Annotated in this window: 16 protein-coding genes; 8 read left to right on the forward strand and 8 right to left on the reverse strand. The window is 74.4% G+C overall.

The features are described 5' to 3' along the window. Positions 1-42 precede the first annotated feature (42 nt). On the reverse strand, positions 43-678 hold the full coding sequence (locus ACFWI8_RS22505; protein WP_387094475.1) for a TetR/AcrR family transcriptional regulator: 636 nt from the start codon (positions 676-678) through the stop codon (positions 43-45). A gap of 79 nt (positions 679-757) precedes the next feature. Next, the gene (locus ACFWI8_RS22510; RefSeq protein ID WP_387094478.1) at positions 758-1,939 is read right to left on the reverse strand and encodes an amidohydrolase; all 1,182 of its coding nucleotides are present in this window, start codon (positions 1,937-1,939) and stop codon (positions 758-760) included. 144 nt (positions 1,940-2,083) lie between these two features. Here ACFWI8_RS22510 and ACFWI8_RS22515 point away from each other — a divergent pair, with 144 nt between their 5' ends. Together ACFWI8_RS22515 and ACFWI8_RS22520 are read left to right on the forward strand one after the other, a co-directional pair. Then, positions 2,084-2,728 carry a Uma2 family endonuclease gene (locus tag ACFWI8_RS22515; RefSeq protein WP_387094481.1) on the forward strand — a complete coding sequence of 215 codons (645 nt, stop codon included), beginning with the start codon at positions 2,084-2,086 and terminating at the stop codon, positions 2,726-2,728. Between the two features lie 20 nt (positions 2,729-2,748). After that, positions 2,749-3,660, forward strand: coding sequence for a serine/threonine dehydratase (locus tag ACFWI8_RS22520; protein WP_387094484.1), 912 nt, complete (start codon positions 2,749-2,751; stop codon positions 3,658-3,660). Between the two features lie 67 nt (positions 3,661-3,727). Here the strand turns inward: ACFWI8_RS22520 and ACFWI8_RS22525 are convergent, their stop codons facing one another. Next, positions 3,728-3,907, reverse strand: coding sequence for a hypothetical protein (locus tag ACFWI8_RS22525; RefSeq protein ID WP_387094487.1), 180 nt, complete (start codon positions 3,905-3,907; stop codon positions 3,728-3,730). Between the two features lie 81 nt (positions 3,908-3,988). On the opposite strand from ACFWI8_RS22525, the gene ACFWI8_RS22530 reads away from it, so the two are divergent. Beyond that, entirely contained in the window at positions 3,989-4,585 is a 597-nt protein-coding gene (locus ACFWI8_RS22530; protein ID WP_387094489.1) for a TetR/AcrR family transcriptional regulator, read from the forward strand. Between the two features lie 247 nt (positions 4,586-4,832). Continuing rightward, a complete protein-coding gene (locus ACFWI8_RS22535; protein WP_387094492.1) occupies positions 4,833-5,033 on the forward strand; it encodes a hypothetical protein in 201 nt (66 codons plus the stop codon). On the opposite strand, the gene ACFWI8_RS22540 is transcribed toward ACFWI8_RS22535, so the two are convergent. Beyond that, positions 5,030-6,196, reverse strand: a complete 1,167-nt coding sequence (locus ACFWI8_RS22540) for a Cmx/CmrA family chloramphenicol efflux MFS transporter (RefSeq protein ID WP_387094494.1) — start codon at positions 6,194-6,196, stop codon at positions 5,030-5,032. The two genes, ACFWI8_RS22535 and ACFWI8_RS22540, sit on opposite strands and share 4 nt — an antisense overlap. Before the next feature lie 236 nt (positions 6,197-6,432). Between ACFWI8_RS22540 and ACFWI8_RS22545 the strand changes: the two genes are divergently transcribed. After that, positions 6,433-9,708 (forward strand): BTAD domain-containing putative transcriptional regulator, encoded by a 3,276-nt coding sequence (locus tag ACFWI8_RS22545; RefSeq protein WP_387094497.1) that lies wholly within the window; start codon positions 6,433-6,435, stop codon positions 9,706-9,708. Here the strand turns inward: ACFWI8_RS22545 and ACFWI8_RS22550 are convergent. The 4 genes from ACFWI8_RS22550 to ACFWI8_RS22565 form a co-directional block, all read right to left on the reverse strand. Beyond that, positions 9,601-10,368, reverse strand: coding sequence for an ABC transporter permease (locus ACFWI8_RS22550; protein ID WP_387094500.1), 768 nt, complete (start codon positions 10,366-10,368; stop codon positions 9,601-9,603). The genes ACFWI8_RS22545 and ACFWI8_RS22550 overlap by 108 nt on opposite strands. Then, entirely contained in the window at positions 10,365-11,312 is a 948-nt protein-coding gene (locus tag ACFWI8_RS22555) for an ATP-binding cassette domain-containing protein (protein WP_387094503.1), read from the reverse strand. Before ACFWI8_RS22555 ends, ACFWI8_RS22550 begins: the two co-directional genes overlap by 4 nt. Before the next feature lie 101 nt (positions 11,313-11,413). Further along, positions 11,414-12,949 carry an alpha/beta hydrolase gene (locus tag ACFWI8_RS22560; RefSeq protein WP_387094506.1) on the reverse strand — a complete coding sequence of 512 codons (1,536 nt, stop codon included), beginning with the start codon at positions 12,947-12,949 and terminating at the stop codon, positions 11,414-11,416. A 354-nt stretch (positions 12,950-13,303) separates the two neighbouring features. After that, positions 13,304-14,329, reverse strand: a complete 1,026-nt coding sequence (locus ACFWI8_RS22565; RefSeq protein ID WP_132928608.1) for an ATP-dependent 6-phosphofructokinase — start codon at positions 14,327-14,329, stop codon at positions 13,304-13,306. Positions 14,330-14,591: 262 nt separating this feature from the next. Between ACFWI8_RS22565 and pta the strand changes: the two genes are divergently transcribed. Genes pta through pyk form a run of 3 tightly spaced genes read left to right on the forward strand, consistent with a single transcriptional unit; the run spans position 14,592 to position 19,421 of the window. Continuing rightward, entirely contained in the window at positions 14,592-16,742 is a 2,151-nt protein-coding gene (gene pta, locus ACFWI8_RS22570; RefSeq protein WP_387094509.1) for a phosphate acetyltransferase, read from the forward strand. Next, the gene (locus ACFWI8_RS22575; RefSeq protein ID WP_387094513.1) at positions 16,739-17,980 is read left to right on the forward strand and encodes an acetate kinase; all 1,242 of its coding nucleotides are present in this window, start codon (positions 16,739-16,741) and stop codon (positions 17,978-17,980) included. Before pta ends, ACFWI8_RS22575 begins: the two co-directional genes overlap by 4 nt. A gap of 10 nt (positions 17,981-17,990) precedes the next feature. After that, a complete protein-coding gene (pyk, locus tag ACFWI8_RS22580; RefSeq protein ID WP_387094516.1) occupies positions 17,991-19,421 on the forward strand; it encodes a pyruvate kinase in 1,431 nt (476 codons plus the stop codon). Positions 19,422-19,445: the final 24 nt, after the last annotated feature.

A 19,445-nucleotide genomic window follows, 5' to 3' on the forward strand; every position in this document is an offset into this window, starting at 1 on the left:
GGGCAGGGTGAACCGCCCGGAGAACAACCGGGCGGTACGCGCCTACGACGGTGCGCGGAGGCCCACGGCCAGCCGCTCCAGCATCTCGGCGAGGACCGGGCCGACGGCGGCCGGCGGCTCGGCCGTCAGGCTGTGCTCGACGGCGACCGAGCTGGCGGCGCCGACGACGGCGGCCACCAGCTTGGGGTAGACGTCGTGCGCCGGGTCGCTGCCGATGCGCTCGGCGACGGCCTCGGCGAAGGCGCCCTGCGCCGCCGCGTTCGCCTTGACGATCTCGCCCTGTAGGGCGGGTTCGGCGAGCATCAGCCGGACTCCGTCGCGCCAGCGGCGGGCCTGCGGTGACTCGGCGCCCGCCGGCTCGGCCGGCCCGCCGAACTCGGCGAGCACGACGCCGGTGATCGCGTCCCACAGCGGCTCGGCCGTGGGTCGGGCGCGCAGTTCGTCGGCGATCCGCAGCATGCGCTCCACATGGCTGGCGGCGATGGCCTCGGCCTTGCCGGAGAAGTAGTTGCGGAAGGTGCGGACCGAGACGTTCGCGGCCGCGGCGACGTCCTCCACCGTCACGTTCTCCCAGCCGCGCTCGACGCACAGCCGGATGGTGGCGCGGCTCAGCGCGACTCGGGTCTCCCGCTTCTTGCGCTCCCGCAGGCCGAGGGGAGCGTCGGCATCCGGTGTCATGCCGACCACCGTAGCAAAACTTGCCGTGGCGGAAAAATTTCCGCCACGGCAAGTTCAGGGTGGATCGCTCTTGTGAGGGTCAGGCCGCTTCGCGGTAGTACGGGTCGGCGACCCGGCCCACCCGCTTCTCCTCGTCGTAGCTGTAGACCTCGCGGCCCTCGATGAAGACCCGCAGGGCCCGGCTCATCACGTCGAGCGGGTCGCCGGACCAGATCACCACGTCGCCGTCGAGTCCCGGCTTCAGCGAGCCGACGCGGTCGTCGAGCCCCATGATCTCGGCCGGGTTGGCGGTGATGGTGCGGAGGCCCTCGGCCGGGTCGAGGCCCTCCTTGACGGAGAGCGTCACCTGGTGCACCAGGAAGTTGATCGGCACCACGGGGTGGTCGGTGGTGATGGCCACCTTGACCCCGGCGCGGGCGAGGATGCCCGGGTTGGCCAGGGTGCGGTGGCGCAGCTCGACCTTGCTGCGGGTGGTGAACAGCGGCCCGCTGATCACCGGCACCTCGCGGCGGGCGATCTCGTCCGCGATCAGGTGCGCCTCGGTGGCGTGGTTGATGACCACCCGGTAGCCGAACTCGTCGGCCAGCCGCAGCGCGGTGGCGATGTCGTCGGCCCGGTGGGTGTGCTGGCACCACGGCAGTTCGCCGGCGAGCACCTTCACCAGCACCTCGAGGCTGGGGTCGCGCTCGAACGGCTTCCCCTCCTCGGCGGCGTGGTCCCGCTTGGCCTGGTAGTCCTGCGCCCTGGTGAAGGCGTCCCTGATCACGGCGGCCACGCCCTGCCGGGTCGACGGCAGCTGCTTCTTCTCGCCGTAGACCCGCTTGGGGTTCTCGCCCAGCGCGCTCTTGACGCTCACCGGCTGCCGGACCAGCATCTCGTCGACGCTGCGCCCCCAGCACTTCACGGCCACCGTCTGGCCGCCTATCGGGTTGCCCGAGCCCGGCTTGATCACGGCGCTGGTGACGCCTCCGGCGAGCGCGTCCGCGAACCCGGTGTCCGCCGGGTTGATCGCGTCGAGCGCCCGCATCCTGGCGCCGTTGGGGTCGGTCATCTCGTTGGTGTCCTGACCGGCCCAGCCCTCGGCCTCCTCGTGGACGCCGATGTGCCCGTGCGCCTCGACGAACCCGGGCAGCACCCACTTCCCGGCCGCGTCGACGGTGGGCACCCCCTCCGGCACACTGACCTCCGCGTCCGGCCCGACGGCGGCGATCTTCCCGCCGATGACGAGCACGGTCCCGCCCTCGATGGGATCCCCGTCCACGGGAACGACATGACCCGATCTGATCGCTATATCCATGGCCAGTGAACCTATCTCACCGCCGCATCAGCCCACGTTCACCCCCGCTGACCTGGCAGAATCGATTCTGGTGACCGTTGCCCGCTCCTAGGATCAGAGGTGAGGTCCATGCCCCGCGAGGGAGACAGGAACACCGACATGACCATCGCCCCTGAGCGCCCCGTCACGCCCTTCGAGCCGCCGGCCGCACTGGAGACGGCGCCCGATCTGCTGGATCTCGCCGAGACGGTTCGTCGGAACATGCCCGGCTTTCGCCCGGAGATCATCGGAGGCACGCTCACCGTGAGCCCACCAGCGGATGGCCAACACGCCAGGTCCCTCACCGGTCTGACCCTGGCACTGGCCGCGTTGCACGGGAAGGAGACCCTGGTCGTCCAAGGCGTGGGGCTGTGGCTTCCCACCGGCACGCTCGACCATGTCATCCCGGATCTCGCCGTCGTGGACGGCGACTTCGAAGACCACCAGATGCCCTACAACTGCTACGCGCCATCCATCTTTCGCATGGTCGTCGAGATCACCTCGTCCAACCACGCGAACGACACGGTGGTGAAACCGCGCTGCTACGCCGAAGCGGAAGTACCGGTCTACCTCATCGGTGACCGGCAGAACCGCGAGGCCGTGCTGCTGACCGACCCCCTGGAGGGCGAGTACCGGTCCCGGTCCGTCTACCGCCCCGGGGAGTCGTTCACCCTGCCCGAGTCCGTGGGCGCCGCGGTGGAACTCGACGTCGACACCCTGCTTGGCCGGTCGTAGGGGCGGACTACGCTGGCGCGGTGTTCAGCTATGACGACGTGAAGGCCGCGCGCGAGCGGATCGAGGGACGGGTACGGCCGGTGGCGGTGGCGCGGGCGGCGGAAGGCTGGTCGTTCGCGCTCGAACACCTCCAGCACACCGGCACCTTCAAGGCGCGTGGCGCGCTGAACTTCACCACCGCCGCCCTGGAGAGCGGCGCCATGCCGGCGGCCGGCATCACCATCGCCTCGGGCGGCAACGCGGGCCTCGCCTGCGCCTGGGCGGCCACGCAGCGCGGGATTCCGGCGACCGTCTTCGTGCCGGAGACGGCGCCGGCGGTCAAGCTGGACCGGCTGCGGGAGCTGGGCGCCGAGGTGCGCCCGGTGGGCCGCGAGTACGCGGAGGCGGCGGCGGCCTGCGCCGAGTTCGCCGCCGAGAGCGGGGCGCTGGCCTCACACGCCTACGACCACCCGCTGATCGCCGCCGGCGCCGGCACGCTGCTGGACGAGATCGTGGCGGCCAGGCCAACGGTGACCACGGTGGTGGTCGCGGTGGGCGGCGGCGGCCTCTTCACCGGGGTGGCGGCCGCGGCCGCCGAGCACGGGATCCGGGTGGTGGCCGTGGAGCCGGAGAACTGCCGGTGCCTGAACGCGGCGCTCGCCGCCGGCGAACCGGTGGACGTGCCGGTGGACTCGGTGGCCGCCGACTCGCTCGGGGCCCGCCGGGTCTCGGCCGAGGCGCTGCGCTGGGCCGGGATGCCGCACGTCAGCTCGGTGCTGGTCTCCGACGAGGTCATCGTGGCGGCCAGGCGGCTGCTGTGGCGGGAACACCGCCTCGCCGTCGAACACGCGGCGGCCGCGGCCCTGGCCGGGGCGCCGGAGGCCGGGCCCGGCGAGGAGGTCTGCGTGGTGCTGTGCGGCGCCAACACCGACCCTCGCTCGCTGGTGGACTGAGCCCGGCGGGTCAGCCCGCCGTCGGCGGGAGGCCGACGTACATGCGGCCTCTTCCCTCGCCGGCAGCCTAGCTTCCGAGGAGCCGCCGGTCCCGGGGAGTCCCGGCGGCGGGCGCCGCCCCGGCGGCCCCGGTGGCCTCGCGGGTGGTCGGGTCGAGCGGCCGGCCGTGGCGGATGGCGTTCCCCGCGTGGACGCCGTAGCCGACGTCACGCACGAACCTGGCCAGCGGTCGCAGTACTCGCTCCATGATTGCCTCCGACTACACTGGTCTGTGAAGTACTGGAGTCGAGGCTAGGTATACAGACCTGTGAAGTCAAGGGGGAATCCGATGTCTCGTGCGACGAGCGAAGCCACGCGCGCCGACCAGCTGACCCCGGGCGCCCGGCGGATCCTGGCCGTCGCGTCCGAGCTGTTCTACCGCCGCGGGATCCACGCGGTCGGGGTCGACACCATCGCGGCCGAGTCGGGCGTCACCAAGCGCACCCTCTACGACCGCTTCGGCTCCAAGGACGGCCTGCTGGTCGCCTACCTGGAGACCCGCGACCAGCGCTGGCGCGACCTGATCGCCGAGCGCCTCGACGCCGCGAGGGGCGACGCGGCGCGCCGGGTGCTCGTGCCGTTCGAGGTGCTCCCCGAGTGGCTCGGCGACTCCGACCGCGGCTGCAGCTTCATCAACGCCTTCGCCGAGCTGCCGGAGCCCGAGCACCCGGGCCGGCAGGTGATCGTCGCCGAGAAGAAGTGGCTGCGCGACTTCTTCCACCACGAGCTCACGGCGGCCGGGGCCACCGACCCCGACCGCCTCGCGGTACAGCTGCTGAGCCTGCACGAGGGCGCGATCGTCAGTTTCGCCATCGCCGGCGAAGCCGACGCCGCCGCCGCGGCCCTCGCGGCGGCCCGGGCGCTGCTCGCCGACGCGCGGTCGTGACGCCGACGGAGGTCCTCGCGGCCCTGGCGGACCGCGAGGTGACGGACGTGCTCGCGCCCGGCTCCCTCGACCGGGACGGGGGGCGCCCCCGGTTCGCCCCGTGGACCCCGACCGTCTACCTGGTGCTGGACGCCGGCCTCCTGCGGATGGACTCGGTCGGCAACCGGGGCCAGCTCGCGCTTTCCCTCGTCCCCGAGGTGACCGTCCGGTCCGCGTCCCTGTCCCTTACACCACCAACCGGGAGTCCGTGCCCGAGCGCGGCACGGTCCGCTGCGCCGAGTTCACCTTCACGCACGGCGCGGTGCTGTTCGCCGACCCGATGTGGACCTTCGGGGTGCGGCTGACCGGCGAGGGCGCCTACGAACGGTGGGTGGCCGAGACCCTGGACGGCCCCGAGCCACCCTTCGTCGAACACACCTGGTCGGCACGGGGCGCGGTCGGCGGCTAGCCGACCGGCTCGGACGCCCGGCGGAGGCGCGTCGTGGCCAGGGTCGCCGTCGTCAGGGCCAGGGCGAGCAGGGCGGCGCTCACCCATGGCGCGGAGCGGTAGCCGTGGCCGGCGTCGATGGCGAGGCCGCCGGCCCACGGGCCGAGCGCCGCGCCCACGTTGAGCGCCGCGGTGGCGAAGCCGCCGCCGAGGCGGGGCGCCTCGGGCGCCTCGTAGAGCGCGCGCGCGATCAGCGTGGAGCCCACCGCGAAGGACAGCGCGCCCTGCACGAGGGCCAGCGGCACCACGACGGCCGCGGTGCCGGCCGCCAGGGCCAGCGTCGTCCAGCCGGCGAGCAGCGCCAGGCCGCCGCCGACCAGCAGCGGCGTGGGCCGGCGGTCGGCCACCCGGCCGGCCAGCGTGACGCCGAGGAACGAGCCGAGGCCGAACAGCGCGAGCAGCGCCGGCACCCAGCCGTCGCCGAGCCCCGCCACCTCGGTGGCCAGCGGCGCGAGATAGGTGAAGGTGCAGAACGTCGCGCCGTTGACCAGCGCGCCGAGCGCCAGCATCAGCAGAAGCCGCGGCCGGCGCAGCGCCCGCAGCTCGCCGCGCGCGCCCCCGGCGCCCGCCGGGTCGGCCGCGCCGCCCGGCACGGACCGCACCACGGCCACCACCGCCGGCACAGAAACCAGCGCCACCGCCCAGAACGCCGAGCGCCAGCCCCAGAGTTGACCGAGCAGCGCGCCGCCCGGCACCCCGGCGACGCAGGCCAGGGTGACGCCGCCGAGCAGCACCGAGGTGGCGCGGCCCTTGGCGTCGGCCGCCACCAGGGCGGTCGCGGCGGCCAACGCCACCGCGAGGAAGCCGGCGTTGGCGAGCGCGGCCACCACCCGGCTGGCGAGCAGCACCGGATAGCTGGTGGTCACGGCACCCACGACGTGCGTGAGCAGGAAGGCCACCAGGAAGGACAGCAGCGCGAGCCGGCGCGGCCAGCGCATCGCGAGCACCGCCATCAGCGGCGCGCCCACGATCATCCCGACCGCGAAGGCCGAGGTCAGCCCGCCGGCGGCGCCGACCGACACCCCGAGGTCGGCGGCGATGTCCGGCACCAGGCCGGCCAACATGAACTCCGAGGTGCCCTGGGCGAAGATCGCCAGGGCGAGTACGTACAGCACAAAAGGCACAGCGAGACCCCACAGCCGTGGAAGAGAGCGGATGACGTCGAACGGTCACGCCGGCGTGCGGAGGGGTTCAGGGCGCGCGACGCCCCACGACGGGGGCGGAGTGGAGAGCGCGGACAGCCACCGGACGCCGGTGGCTAGGCTCTGTCGGACTCGGGGCTGCGCATGGTCGCCGACTGTAGGGAGCCGGGCGACCGCCTGTCCAGTCGGTTTCCGCCGCCGGTGAGAGACTTGCCGCCGTGCAGGTCGGGATCCTCGGGCCGCTTCAGGTCACCTCCGCGCAGGGCGAGGCCGTCGGCGTCGGCGGCGCGCGGCTGCGGGCGCTGCTGATCAGGCTCGCGCTGGACGCCGGAGCGCGGGTGAGCGGCGAGGCGCTGGCCGGGGTGCTGTGGGGCGACGCGCCGCCGGGCGACCAGGCCAACGCGCTGCAGTCCCTCGTCTCCCGGCTGCGCCGGGCGCTGCCCGGCTCCGGGCTCGTCGTCTCGGAGCCCGGCGGCTACCGGCTCGCCGTCCCGCCGGATTGCGTGGACGCGGCCAGGTTCGAGCGCCTCGCCGGCGCCGGCCGGCGGGCGCTCGGCCGTGGCGAGCCGGGCGCGGCGGCCGGGACGTTGCGCGAGGCGCTGGCGCTGTGGCGCGGTCCCGCGCTGGCCGACGCGGGGGACGCGCCGTACGTGGTGGCGGCCGCGGCCCGGCTCGCCGAGCTGCGGGACGCGGCCGTCGAGGACCTGGCCGAGGCCGAGTTGGCCGCCGGCCGGCCGGCGGCCGTGCTGGCAGATCTTGAGGCGCTGGTCGCCGCGCACCCGCTGCGTGAGCGGCCTCGGGCCCTGCTGATCAGGGCGCGCTACGCGGCCGGCCGGCAGGCGGAGGCGCTGGCCGGCTACGCGGAGTACCGGTCGCTGCTGGCCGAGGAGTTGGGCGCCGATCCGGGTCCTGAGCTGCGCGGGCTGCACCTGGCGGTGCTGCGCGCCGACCCGGCGCTCGCCCCGGCGCCCCGGCCGCCGGCCGGGAACCTGCGGGCCCCGCTCACCAGCTTCGTCGGCCGGGAGGAGGAGCTGCGGCTGGTCGGCGAGCGGCTGGCGGAGGCCCGTCTGGTGACGCTGGTCGGCCCGGGCGGCGCCGGCAAGACGCGGCTGGCCACCACCGCGGCGGCCGAGCTGGCGGGCGGCTTCCCGGGCGGCGTCTGGCTGGTCGAGCTGGCCTCGGTCGGCGACCCGGAGGACGTGCCGCGCGCCGCGCTCGACGCGCTGGGCGCCCACGCGCACGGCGTCCTGGAGCCCCGACCTCCGTCCGCCGCCTCCCGGGACGCGCTCGACCAGCTCGTCGACGCGCTCTCCGGCGCCCCCGCGCTGCTGGTTCTCGACAACTGCGAGCACCTGGTGGACTCGGCGGCCGGGATCGCCGACCGGCTGCTGGGCGACTGCCCAGGGCTGCGGGTGCTGGCCACCAGCCGGGAGCCGCTCGGCATCCTCGGCGAGGCGCTGGCGCCCGTGCCGCCGCTGCGGCTGCCGCCGCCGGGGGCGCGGGCCGCCGAGGCCGCGGCCTCCCCCGCCGTGCGGCTGCTCGCGGAGCGGGCCGCGGCGGTGCGGCCCGGCTTCACGGTGCACGACGGCAACGTCGCCGCGGTGCGCGAGATCTGCCGCCGGCTCGACGGGCTGCCGCTGGCCATCGAACTGGCCGCGGCCCGGCTGCGCACCCTCGACCCCGACCACCTGGCGTCCCGCCTCGACGACCGGTTCCGGCTGCTGACCGGCGGCAACCGCACCGCGCTGCCGCGCCACCAGACGTTGCGCGCCGTCGTGGCGTGGAGCTGGGAGCTGCTGTCCGACGAGGAGCGGCGGCTCGCCGAGTGGCTCGCGGTGTTCGCGGGCGGGGTCACGCCGGAGAGCGCCGAGGGGGTCACCGGGCTGCCGGCCGGCGAGGCCCTGGAGCCGCTGACCTCGCTCGCCGACAAGTCGCTGCTCCAACTCGCGGAGGGCGACGGCGGTTCCGCACCGAGGTTCCGGATGCTGGAGACGCTGCGCGAGTACGGCGGGGAGCGGCTCGCGGCGGCCGGGTTGGCCCGCGCGGCGCGGGACGCGCACGCGGCGTACTTCCTGCGGCTGGCCGAGACCGCCGCGCCGCACCTGCGGGGGCACGCCCAACTCACCTGGCTGGCCACGCTGAGCGCCGAGCGGGACAACCTGCTGGCCGCCCTGCACCACGCGGTGGCCGTGGCGGACGCGGACACCGCCGTGCGCCTCGTCGCGGCGCTCGGCCTGTACTGGACGATGCGCGGCCACCACGACGAGGCCACCCACTGGCTGCGGCTGGCGCTGGACGTACCGGGCGCGTCGCCCTGGGAGGCGCGCACCGTGGCCAGCGGCCTGTTCGTGCTCAACGCCACGGCCACCGGCCGCCCGGCCGAGGCGTGGCCGGAGGCCGAGCGGCTGCGCGCCGAGCTGGCGCGCCCCGGCGTGGACGCCCGGACGCTGCCGCTGGTCGGGGCGCTCGAACAGGGCCTGGCGATGTTCGCCGACCCCCCGGCGGAGGGGGCGCGGCTCCCCGCGGCGATCGACCATCCGGACCCGTGGACCCGCGCGATGCTGCGCCTGATGCGGGCCGCGATCCTGGAGAACGCGGGCGATCCCGACGGGGTGCAGGCGGAGCTTCGGCCGGCGGTGGCCGGGTTCCGGGAGGCCGGGGACCGGTGGGGGCTCGGGATGGCGCTGACCTCGCTCGGTGAACTGTGCCGGCAGCGCGGCGAACTCGCCGAGGCCCGCGCCACGTTGACCGAGGCACTGGGCCTGATGGGCGAGCTGCGCTCGGAGTCCGGCCTGGACCAGCTGCGCGCCCTGCTGGCCGTCGTCCGGGTCGAGCAGGGTGAACTCGACGCGGTGCGCGAGGAGTTGATCCCGCTGGCCGAGGCGGCCGACCGGCTCGGCTCCGGCTACCGGGTGGCGCACGTGCGGCTCGCCCTCGGCGATCTGGCGCGCCGCGGGGGCGATGCGGCCGAGGCGAGGGAGCACTACGAGACGGCGATGCGGCACGTCGAGCGCGGCACCTTCGTCCAGCCCCAACTGAGCGCGCTGGTGCGGGCCGGCCTGGCGCTGCTCGCGCTGTCCGAGGGGGACACCCGCGCCGCCGGCACCCTCCTCGGGCAGGCGCTCGACGAGGCGAGCGACGTCTGGGACATGCCGGTGGTGGCCCGGGTGGGCGTCGCCGTGGCCCTGCTGTGCGAGGGCCGGGGCGAGCCGGCCCTGGCGGCCGAGGCGCTGGGCGCCGCGCAGGCCCTGCGCGGGATGCCCGACCTGGGCAGCCGGGACACCGCCGCGCTCGCCGCCCGGCTGGAGGCGGCGCTCGGCGCCGGGCCCTGGGCCGCCGCGCTGCGGCGGGGCGCGGGCCGGCACCGCGACGCCGCCGTCGACCTGCTACGCGGTGCCGCGCTGGTAGGCGCGGACGGCGAGCGGGAAGAACACCGCGAACAGGCCGGCCGACCACAGCAGGGTGCTGGTGACGGGCCCCGCCACCGGCCCTGACGTCAGCAGCCCGCGGGCCGCCTCCATCACGTCCGTCACCGGGTTGACCCCGACCCACCACTGGAGCCAGCCGGGCATGGTCTCGGTGGGCGTGACCATGTTGGTGCCGAAGGTGAGTGGGAACATCGCCAGGAACATGATCCCCTGCACGCTGCCCGGGTCCCTGGCGGTCACGCCGAGCAGCACCGAGGCCCAGACCAGCGAGAACGCGAACACCATCATCAGCAGGCAGGCGGCGAGCGCGGACAGCGGGTCGGTGCCGATCCGGAAGCCCAGCGCGTAGCCGAAGCCGAGCAGCACCACGACGCACACCACGAACCTGACCATGTCGCCGAGCACCGCGCCGAGCAGGGGCGCCGAGCGCGCGATGGGCAGGCTGCGGAAGCGGTCGAAGACGCCCTTCCTGATGTCGGTGTTGAGGTTGATGCCGGTGGGCACCGAGGCGAAGACCACCGTCTGCACCATGATCGCGGGCAGCAGGAACGACAGGTACTCGCCGGTCGACCCCGAGACGGCACCGCCGAGCAGGTAGAGGAACATCACCACGAAGATGACCGGCTGCACCGTCACGTCGAACAGCTGCTCGGGGGTGCGGACCATCTTGCGCAGGCTGCGCAGGGCCAGGGTCAGGCTGTGCGAGAGAAGACGGGTGCCGCTCATGCCGCCACCCGCTTCGCGGCCTCGCCGGTGAGGGCGTGGAAGACCTCGTCCAGGCTGGGCAGCCGCAGCGAAAGCTCGGTGACGGCTATGCCGCGCTCGGCGAGCTCGGCGACCAGGGGCCGCAGCGTCGCGTCGCCGACCACCGGGACGCTGAGCACCCCCCGGCCAGGCGAGTCGGGGCGCTGGCCGGCGACCCGTTCGAGCACCTCGGCCACCTCGGGCAGCCGCCCCTCGTCGAGCGGCCGCACCTGGAGGGTCTGGTCGCCGACCACGGCCTTGAGCTCGTGCGGGGTGCCGTGCGCGATGACGGCGCCCCGGTCGATCACGGCGATCTCGTCGGCGAGCGCGTCCGCCTCCTCCAGGTACTGGGTGGTCAGCAGCACCGTGGCGCCCTGCGCCGCCTGCTCCCGCACCAGCGTCCACACGTCGTCCCGCTTGCCCGGGTCGAGCCCGGTGGTCGGCTCGTCCAGGTACACCACCTCGGGCCTGGCCACCAGGCTGACGGCCAGGTCGAGGCGACGGCGCATGCCACCCGAGTAGGTGCCGGCGCGCCGCCCGGCCGCCTCGGTGAGGTCGAACCGGTCGAGCAGCTGGGCCGCCCTGGCCCTGGCCTCTGCCCTGGACAGGTCGAGCAGCCTGCCGATCATCACCAGGTTCTCGTGGCCGGTCAGGTCCTCGTCCAGCGAGGCGTACTGCCCGGTGAGCCCGATCCGGCGGCGCACCTCGTCCGGCTGCCGCACCACGTCGAACCCGGCGACCTCCGCCCGGCCGGCGTCGGGCCGCAGCAGCGTCGCGAGGATCCGCACCGCCGTCGTCTTGCCCGCGCCGTTGGGCCCCAGCACCCCGAGCACGGTGCCCGGCCTGGCCGCCAGGTCCACCCCGTTCAGCGCGGTGGTGTCGCCGAAGCGCTTGACCAGGCCCTCGGCCCGGAAGGCGTAGCTCACCTGGACTCCTCTCACGTCGTCTCGTCGTTCACTGACGACGCCAGGCTGCCGGGGCGCCCTGTCAGCCGGCGCACAGCGGGCTGACAGGGCGCGGGCACGCGCTACGGGCGGCAGGTCAGGTCGCGCGCCGGCAGCCTCCCTTCGGCCAGGTAGACGTTGACCCGCGCGTCCACGCAGGCGTTGCCGTACTCGCCGAACAGGCCGTGCTGGGCGGCACCGGCCACGGTGACCAGCCGCGACGACGGCCAGTCGGCACGCACCTCCGTGGTCCCCTCGTACACGGTGCGCGGGTCGCCGGTGGCGGCCACCAGCAGCGCCGGCACGTCGTCGGGCAGCGCGGTCGGCCCCTCGGCCGGGCGGCCCCAGTACTCGCAGGGGTTCACGTTGGACGCCAGCGGCCCGGCGAACGGGTACTCGGCCCGGCTCCCCTGGATGTCCCGCCAGTAGGCGCCGAGCCCGCGCCGTTCGGCGACGTCCCCGCAGATGACGGCCGTCTGCGCGCTCGCCTGCCGCGAGCCGGCGCCGGTGGTCAGCCAGGCGAGCTCCTCGGCCAGCCCGGGCCCGGGCTCGACCTGTTCCCCGGCGGCCGCGCGGGCCAGCACGGCCGCCGACTCGGCGAGCGCGGCCCGCCGTTCGTCGAGGTCGCTGCCGAGGCCGCCGAAGAACACGATCGGCAGCAGGTGCGCGTCGAGCCTGAACTCCCCGACCTCCAACGGCTTCTCGGCCGCCGCCTGGTGGATCCGGTCCACGGCGGCCAGCACCGCGTCCCGGCTGGCACCGAGGCCGTACGCGTCGTCGCGCTCGGCGACCCAGTCGGCCCAGCCGCGCAGCGCGCTCTCGTTGGCGGCCTCGGCGCCCTGGAGCAGCGTCTGCCGGTAGCGGTCCGGGTGGATGACGCCGTCCAGCACCATCCGGTCGGTCCGGCCAGGGAACAGCGCGGCGTAGACCTCGCCGAGGTAGCTGCCGTAGGAGTAGCCGAGGTACGAGATCCGGTCCTCGCCCAGCGCGCCGCGCAGCACGTCCATGTCGCGGGCCGTGTTCCGGGTGCTGACGTGCGGCAGCAGGTCGCCGGCGGCCCGCCGGCACCGCTCGGCCAGCTCACGGGCGCGGGCGGCGGAGGCGGCGAACGAGGCCCGGTCGGGGCCCGCCGAGTAGATGCCGGTGCCGATGTCCCAGCCGCAGTCGAGCGGCGTGGAGCGGCCGACGAACCGGGGGTCCATCCCGATCAGGTCGAACCGCTCGGCGACGTCCCCCATGGCCGCGCCGACGGTGAGCGGCATGTCGAGGCCGGCCCCGCCGGGGCCGCCGTTGTTGAGGAACAGCGGCCCGACGCGGTGCTCCCGGTCGGCGGCCGGGAGCCGGGACAGCGCGACGGTGATGGTCCTGCCGCCCGGCTCCGCGTAGTCGAGCGGCACGGTCAGCTCGGCGCAGTCGGCCCCCGCCGCGTCGAGCTCCCGCCCGACCTCGTCCTCGGGCCCGAGCGCACACGCGTGCCAGTCGAGCTCCTGCGCGTGGTACCGGGCGAGACGCTCGCCGCCTTCGGCGGCGTCGGCGGCGTTGGCCGGGGCCGCCACGGCGCAGGCGCCGAGCACGGCGGCCGAGGCCGCGACCCGTGGTAACCAGTTGTTCTTTCCCATGCGGCGACGCTAGGCGCGGGCCCGCCACCCCCACACTGGCGCCAGCCGCCGCCTTCCTGGTGGGGCCACCCCTACCCTGCCGGGGGCCTCACCGAGACGCCGACCCACGGGCACGCGGACGCGCGGGACGACCAGCGCCGCCGGGCCGGCCGGCGGCGGCGCGCCAAGCCCGCGCTGTCGCGCCCACGGCCGCGCCAGCGGGGCGCGCACCGGGCGGTCAGCGCCCGGCGGGCAGGCCCAGGGTCGGCGGCCGGCGGCCTGGGCTCACGCCCGGCGCCGGCCCGCCAGGGCCAGCGCCGGCCCGCCAGGGCCAGCGCCGGCCCGCCAGGCCCGTTCGGCCAGAACGCCGTTCGGTCAGAACACCGCCTCGGTCTCGTCCATCCGGTCCTGCGGGACCCGCTTGAGCTCCATCGTCGCGTTGGCCAACGGGGTCATCACGATCTCGGTGCCGCGCAGCGCCGTCATCATGCCGAACTCGCCGCGGTGCGCGGCCTCGACGGCGTGCCAGCCGAAGCGGGTGGCCAGGACGCGGTCGTACGCGGTGGGCGTGCCGCCGCGCTGGACGTGGCCGAGGATGACCGGGCGGGCCTCCGTGCCGAGGCGGTTCTCCAGCTCGGCGGCCAGCCGGTTGCCGATGCCGGCGAACCGCTCGTGGCCGTAGGGGTCGATCTCGCCGCGCTCGTACGGCATGGAGCCCTCAGCCGGGCGCGCGCCCTCGGCGACGCAGATGACCGCGAACTTCTTGCCGCGCGCGAACCGGTCCTCGACCATCTTGCACAGGTCGTCGACCTGGAAGGGGCGCTCCGGGATGCAGATGCCGTGCGCGCCGCCGGCCATGCCGGCCTCCAGCGCGATCCAGCCCGCGTGCCGGCCCATGACCTCGACCACCATCACCCGCTGGTGGGACTCGGCGGTGGTCTTCAGCCGGTCGATGGCCTCGGTGGCCACGCCGACGGCCGTGTCGAAGCCGAAGGTGCGGTCGGTGGCCGAGATGTCGTTGTCGATGGTCTTGGGGACGCCCACCACCGGGATGCCGGCGTCCGCCAGCATCCGGGCGGCCGTCAGCGTGCCCTCGCCGCCGATCGGGATCAGCGCGTCGAGGCTGAGCTTGCGGCGGAACGCCTCCGCGTTGTCGCAGGCCTCGCGCAGCCGGGCGCGCTCCAGCCGGCTGGAGCCGAGGATGGTGCCGCCGCGGGCCAGGATGCCGCTGACCGAGTCGATGTCGAGTTCGCGGTAGCGCCCCTCGAGCAGCCCCTTGAACCCGTCCTCGAAGCCGATCACCGAGTCTCCCCGGTCCACCACGGCACGATGCACGACCGACCTGATCACGGCGTTGAGGCCGGGGCAGTCACCGCCCGCGGTCAGTACTCCGATACGCATGATGGTGCGCTCTCCTGCTCGGTTCGACGTTGGTGCGTGGGCCGATGGCATCGGGACGACTCGGGCGGCGCCACGGGCACAACACGGACGATTGGAATTCTTTCACGGGCCCGGAACTCCTCCCTACCCTGCTCGCCTACCCGGCGCGCGCCCCATCACCACCCCCGGGTACGGTCGGGATGAAGGCCCACGCGGGCATGCTGCCCGCACCTTGAGCGACGGCGCCAGAGGGGGACCATACAAAGCGACAGGGACGGCTGCTGTGACGCGCAGTGTGTACGTGACCGGCATCGGTCGGGGAGATGGCCGGCAGGTGATCGAACTCGGCATCATGGAGATGCTGACCCGGCAGGTCGACCGCGTCGGGGTGTTCCGGCCGCTCGACCACGAGGCGCCGGACCCGGTGTTCGGGCTGTTGAAGGGCCGCTACCGGCTCTCCCAGACCGCCGAGCACGCGCGCGGCATGACGTACGGGGAGGCCGCCGCGCTCCAGGCCGAGCGCGGCACGGACGAGCTGGTCACCCGGCTGGTCGACCGCTTCCACGAGGTCGCCCGCGACTACGAGGTCGTGCTCGTCCTGGGCAGCGACTACGCCGACACCCAGCTCCCCGCCGAGCTCGCGCTCAACGCCCGCCTGGCCAACGAGTTCGGCGCGCCCGTGCTGCCGGTGGTCGCCGGCACCGGGCAGAGCGCCGAGTCGGTCGTCGCCGAGGTCCGCAACGCCCACCACGCCTTCACCTCGCTCGGCTGCGACGTGCTCGCCATGATCGCCAACCGGGTGCGGGACGACGAGGCGGTGCGCGCCGTCCGCGATCTCGGCACGGGACAGCTGCCGGTCCCCGTCTACGTGCTACCCGAGGACCCGGCACTCTCGGCGCCCACCGTGGCCCAGGTGGCGGCCGCGCTCGGCGCCGAGACGCTGCGCGGCGACCCGACCGGGATGGCCAGGGACGTGCGCGGCTTCGTCTTCGGCGGGGCGATGCTGCCGACGTTCCTGGCCGCGCTCAGCGAGGGCTGCCTGGTGCTCACCCCGGGGGACCGCGAGGACCTGGTGGTCGGCGCGCTGGCCGCGCACTCGACCGGGGCGCCCCGGATCGCGGGGCTCCTGCTCACCCTGGGCGAGCGCCCCGGCGCGCGCACCATGGCGCTGGCCGAGCGTCTCGCCCCCGGCATCCCGGTGCTCTCGGTGCCGGGCGACTCGTTCTCCACGGCGACCGCGCTCTCCGGTCTCGAGGGGAAGCTGACGGCGGCCACCCCGCGCAAGGCGGAGATCGCGCTCGGCCTGTTCGAGTCGCGGGTGGACACGGCCGCCCTCACCAGCCGCCTCGCGGTGGCCAGGGGCGACCGGGTCACGCCGATGATGTTCGAGCACGAGCTGATCGAGCGCTCCCGCGCCGACCGCCGCCACGTGGTGCTGCCCGAGGGCACCGAGGATCGGGTGCTGCGCGCGGCCGAGGTGCTGCTGCGCCGCAACGTGTGCGACCTGACGCTGCTCGGCCCGCAGGCCGCGGTCCGCAAGGCGGTCGCCGACCTCGGTCTCGACCTGCGGCTGCTCGACCCGGACGAGGCGGTGGACCCCGCGGACCCGGTGCCGAGCGCCCGCGTCGTCGACCCCGAGACCTCGCCGCTGCGCGAGCGGTTCGCCGAGCGCTACGCCGCGCTGCGCGCGCACCGCGGGGTCGGCTACGAGCTGGCGTACGACGTGGTGGCCGACGTGTCGTACTTCGGCACCCTGATGGTCGAGGAGGGCCTGGCCGACGGCATGGTGTCGGGCGCCGCGCACTCGACGGCGGCGACGATCCGCCCGGCGTTCGAGGTGATCAAGACCAGTCCCGGCGCGTCGATCGTCTCCTCGGTGTTCTTCATGTGCCTGGCCGACCGGGTGCTGGTCTACGGCGACTGCGCGGTCAACCCGGACCCGGACGCGGCCCAGTTGGCCGACATAGCCATCCAGTCGGCCGGCACGGCGGCCGGCTTCGGGGTCGAGCCGAGGATCGCGATGCTGTCGTACTCGACCGGCACCTCGGGCTCGGGCGCCGACGTGGACAAGGTGCGGGAGGCCACCGAGCTCGTCCGGCGGCTGCGGCCCGACCTGCTGGTGGAGGGGCCGATCCAGTACGACGCGGCCGTCGAGCCGACGGTGGCCGCGGCCAAGCTGCCGGGCTCGCCGGTGGCCGGCAAGGCGACGGTGCTGGTCTTCCCCGACCTCAACACCGGCAACAACACGTACAAGGCGGTGCAGCGTTCGGCGGGCGCGGTGGCCGTGGGCCCGGTGCTCCAGGGGCTGCGCAAGCCGGTCAACGACCTGTCGCGCGGCGCGCTGGTGCAGGACATCGTCAACACGGTGGCGATCACCGCCATCCAGGCCCAGCAGGCGCGAAACGACCGAACCGACAAGGAGTCCGTGGCATGACACGGCCGACCAGGGTGCTGGTGCTCAACTCCGGCTCCTCCTCGGTGAAGTACCAGCTGCTCGACATGCGCGACGAGTCGCGGCTCGCCGTCGGCCTCGTCGAGCGGATCGGCGAGCGCGCGGGCCGGCTGGCGCACACCACGGCCGGCGGCGCCCGCCGGGAGCGCGAACTGCCGGTGCCCGACCACGGCGCGGCGCTGCGGCTCGCGGCCGAGGAGCTGGCGGCCGACGGGCACGGCGTCGACTCCCCGGAACTCGCGGCGATCGGCCACCGGGTGGTGCACGGCGGCCAGTCGTTCACCGCGCCGACGGTGGTCGACGACGCGGTGCTCGCGGAGATCGAGCGCCTCGTGCCGCTGGCCCCGCTGCACAACCCGGCCAACCTGGCGGGCATCCGCACCGCGCGCTCGCTCAACCCGGCCGTCCCGCAGGTGGCCGTGTTCGACACCGCGTTCCACACCACCATGCCGGAGCACGCGGCCCGTTACGCCATCGACGTGGCGACCGCCGACCGGCACCGCATCCGCCGCTACGGCTTCCACGGCACCTCGCACGCCTATGTCGCGCGCCGCACCGCCGCGTTGCTCGGCCGGGACCCGTCCGAGGTGAACGTGATCGTGCTGCACCTGGGCAACGGCGCCTCGGCCTCGGCGGTCGCCGGCGGCCGCTGCGTCGACACCTCGATGGGCCTGACCCCGCTGGAGGGCCTGGTGATGGGCACCCGTTCCGGCGACGTCGACCCGGCGGTGGTCTTCCACCTGGCGCGGGTGGCCGGCATGCCGGTGGACGAGATCGACGCGCTGCTCAACAAGCGGTCCGGGCTGCTCGGCCTGTGCGGGGACAACGACATGCGGGAGATCTCGCGCCGGATGGCGGCCGACGACCCGGCGGCGCGGCTGGCGTTCGACATCTACGCCCACCGACTGCGGAAGTACCTGGGCGCGTACACCGCGGTCCTCGGCCGGGTGGACGCCGTCGCGTTTACGGCGGGCGTGGGCGAGAACTCGGCAGAGGTGCGGGCGGCGGCCGTCGCGGGGCTTTCGGGACTCGGAATCGAGGTCGACGAGCGGTTGAACTCGGCGCGAGCCGGGGGGCCGAGGGTCATCTCCCCGGAGTACGCTCGGGTCGCGGTCGCCGTGGTGCCCACGGACGAGGAACTGGAGATCGCCACCCAGGCTTTCGCCCTGGTCGGCACCGGCCAGACACCACATTATTCCGGCACGGAACAAAACGAGTAGGATCGCCAGCATGCGCCGTTCCAAAATCGTCTGCACCCTGGGCCCAGCCGTCGACTCCTTCGAGAAGCTGAAGGCGCTGATCGACGCAGGTATGAACGTGGCCCGCTTCAACTTCAGCCACGGCTCGCACGAGGAGCACGAGGAGCGGTACCACCGGGTCCGCAAGGCGAGCGAGGAGACCGGCGTCGCGATCGGCGTGCTGGCGGACCTCCAGGGCCCCAAGATCCGCCTCGAGACCTTCGCCAACGGGCCGGTCGAGCTGCAGCGGGGCGACGAGTTCACCATCACCACCGAGGACGTGCCGGGCGACCGGTCCATCTGCGGCACCACCTACAAGGGGCTGCCGGGTGACGTCGCCAAGGGCGAGACGATCCTCATCAACGACGGCAACGTCTCGCTCCAGGTCACCGAGGTGGACGGCCCCCGGGTGAAGACCATCGTGATCGAGGGCGGCGTGATCTCCGACCACAAGGGGATCAACCTGCCCGGCGTCGCGGTCAACGTGCCGGCGCTCTCCGAGAAGGACATCGAGGACCTGGAGTTCGCGCTCCGGATGGGCGCCGACATGGTGGCGCTGTCCTTCGTCCGCAACGCGGAGGACGTGCGGGACGTGCACCGCGTGATGGACCGGGTGGGCCGCCGGGTCCCGGTGATCGCCAAGGTCGAGAAGCCGCAGGCGGTCGACAACATGGAGGAGGTCGTCCTGGCCTTCGACGGCGTGATGGTGGCCCGCGGCGACCTGGCGGTGGAGTACCCGCTGGAGAAGGTCCCGATGGTGCAGAAGCGGCTGATCGAGATGTGTCGCCGCAACGCCAAGCCGGTGATCGTGGCGACCCAGATGATGGAGTCGATGATCACCAACTCCCGCCCCACCCGCGCCGAGGCCTCCGACGTCGCCAACGCCATCCTGGACGGCGCGGACGCGGTGATGCTGTCGGCGGAGTCCTCGGTCGGCCGCTACCCGATCGAGACGGTCAAGACCATGTCCAAGATCGTGGTCGCCGCCGAGACCGAGCTGCTCTCCCGCGGCCTCCAGCCGCTGGTGCCCGGCAAGAAGCCCCGCACCCAGGGCGGTTCCGTGGCCCGCGCGGCCACCGAGATCGCGGACTTCCTGGACGCCAAGGGCCTGGTCGCGTTCACCAAGTCCGGCGACACCGCCCGCCGCCTCTCGCGCTACCGCGCCCCCCAGCCGATCCTGGCCTTCACCTCGGAGCCGGCCACCCGCAACCAGCTCACGCTGAGCTGGGGTGTCGAGACGACCGTGGTGCCGCACGTCAACCACACGGACGAGATGGTGGAGCTCTGCGACTCCGAGCTGTCCCGCCTCAACCGCTACCAGCCCGGCGACACGATGATCATCACCGCCGGCTCGCCTCCCGGCGTCCCCGGCACCACCAACATGATCCGCGTCCACCACATCGGCGGCCAGCAGGGCGTCTGACGCCCTCCCGGGTTCTCCCCGGTA

The organism is Streptomyces sp. NPDC127098, assembly GCF_042722465.1.
Taxonomy (GTDB): domain Bacteria; phylum Actinomycetota; class Actinomycetes; order Streptomycetales; family Streptomycetaceae; genus Streptomyces; species Streptomyces millisiae.

What these genes read in the sequence shown, in the direction of transcription:
- ACFWI8_RS22550 (WP_387094500.1), bottom strand. Translation starts at nt 10,368, where the DNA reads ATGAGCGGCACCCGTCTTCTCTCGCACAGCCTGACCCTGGCCCTGCGC.
- pyk (WP_387094516.1), top strand. Translation starts at nt 17,991, where the DNA reads ATGCGCCGTTCCAAAATCGTCTGCACCCTGGGCCCAGCCGTCGACTCC.
- ACFWI8_RS22575 (WP_387094513.1), top strand. Translation starts at nt 16,739, where the DNA reads ATGACACGGCCGACCAGGGTGCTGGTGCTCAACTCCGGCTCCTCCTCG.
- ACFWI8_RS22525 (WP_387094487.1), bottom strand. Translation starts at nt 3,907, where the DNA reads ATGGAGCGAGTACTGCGACCGCTGGCCAGGTTCGTGCGTGACGTCGGC.
- ACFWI8_RS22505 (WP_387094475.1), bottom strand. Translation starts at nt 678, where the DNA reads ATGACACCGGATGCCGACGCTCCCCTCGGCCTGCGGGAGCGCAAGAAG.
- ACFWI8_RS22560 (WP_387094506.1), bottom strand. Translation starts at nt 12,949, where the DNA reads ATGGGAAAGAACAACTGGTTACCACGGGTCGCGGCCTCGGCCGCCGTG.
- ACFWI8_RS22530 (WP_387094489.1), top strand. Translation starts at nt 3,989, where the DNA reads ATGTCTCGTGCGACGAGCGAAGCCACGCGCGCCGACCAGCTGACCCCG.
- ACFWI8_RS22515 (WP_387094481.1), top strand. Translation starts at nt 2,084, where the DNA reads ATGCCCCGCGAGGGAGACAGGAACACCGACATGACCATCGCCCCTGAG.
- ACFWI8_RS22565 (WP_132928608.1), bottom strand. Translation starts at nt 14,329, where the DNA reads ATGCGTATCGGAGTACTGACCGCGGGCGGTGACTGCCCCGGCCTCAAC.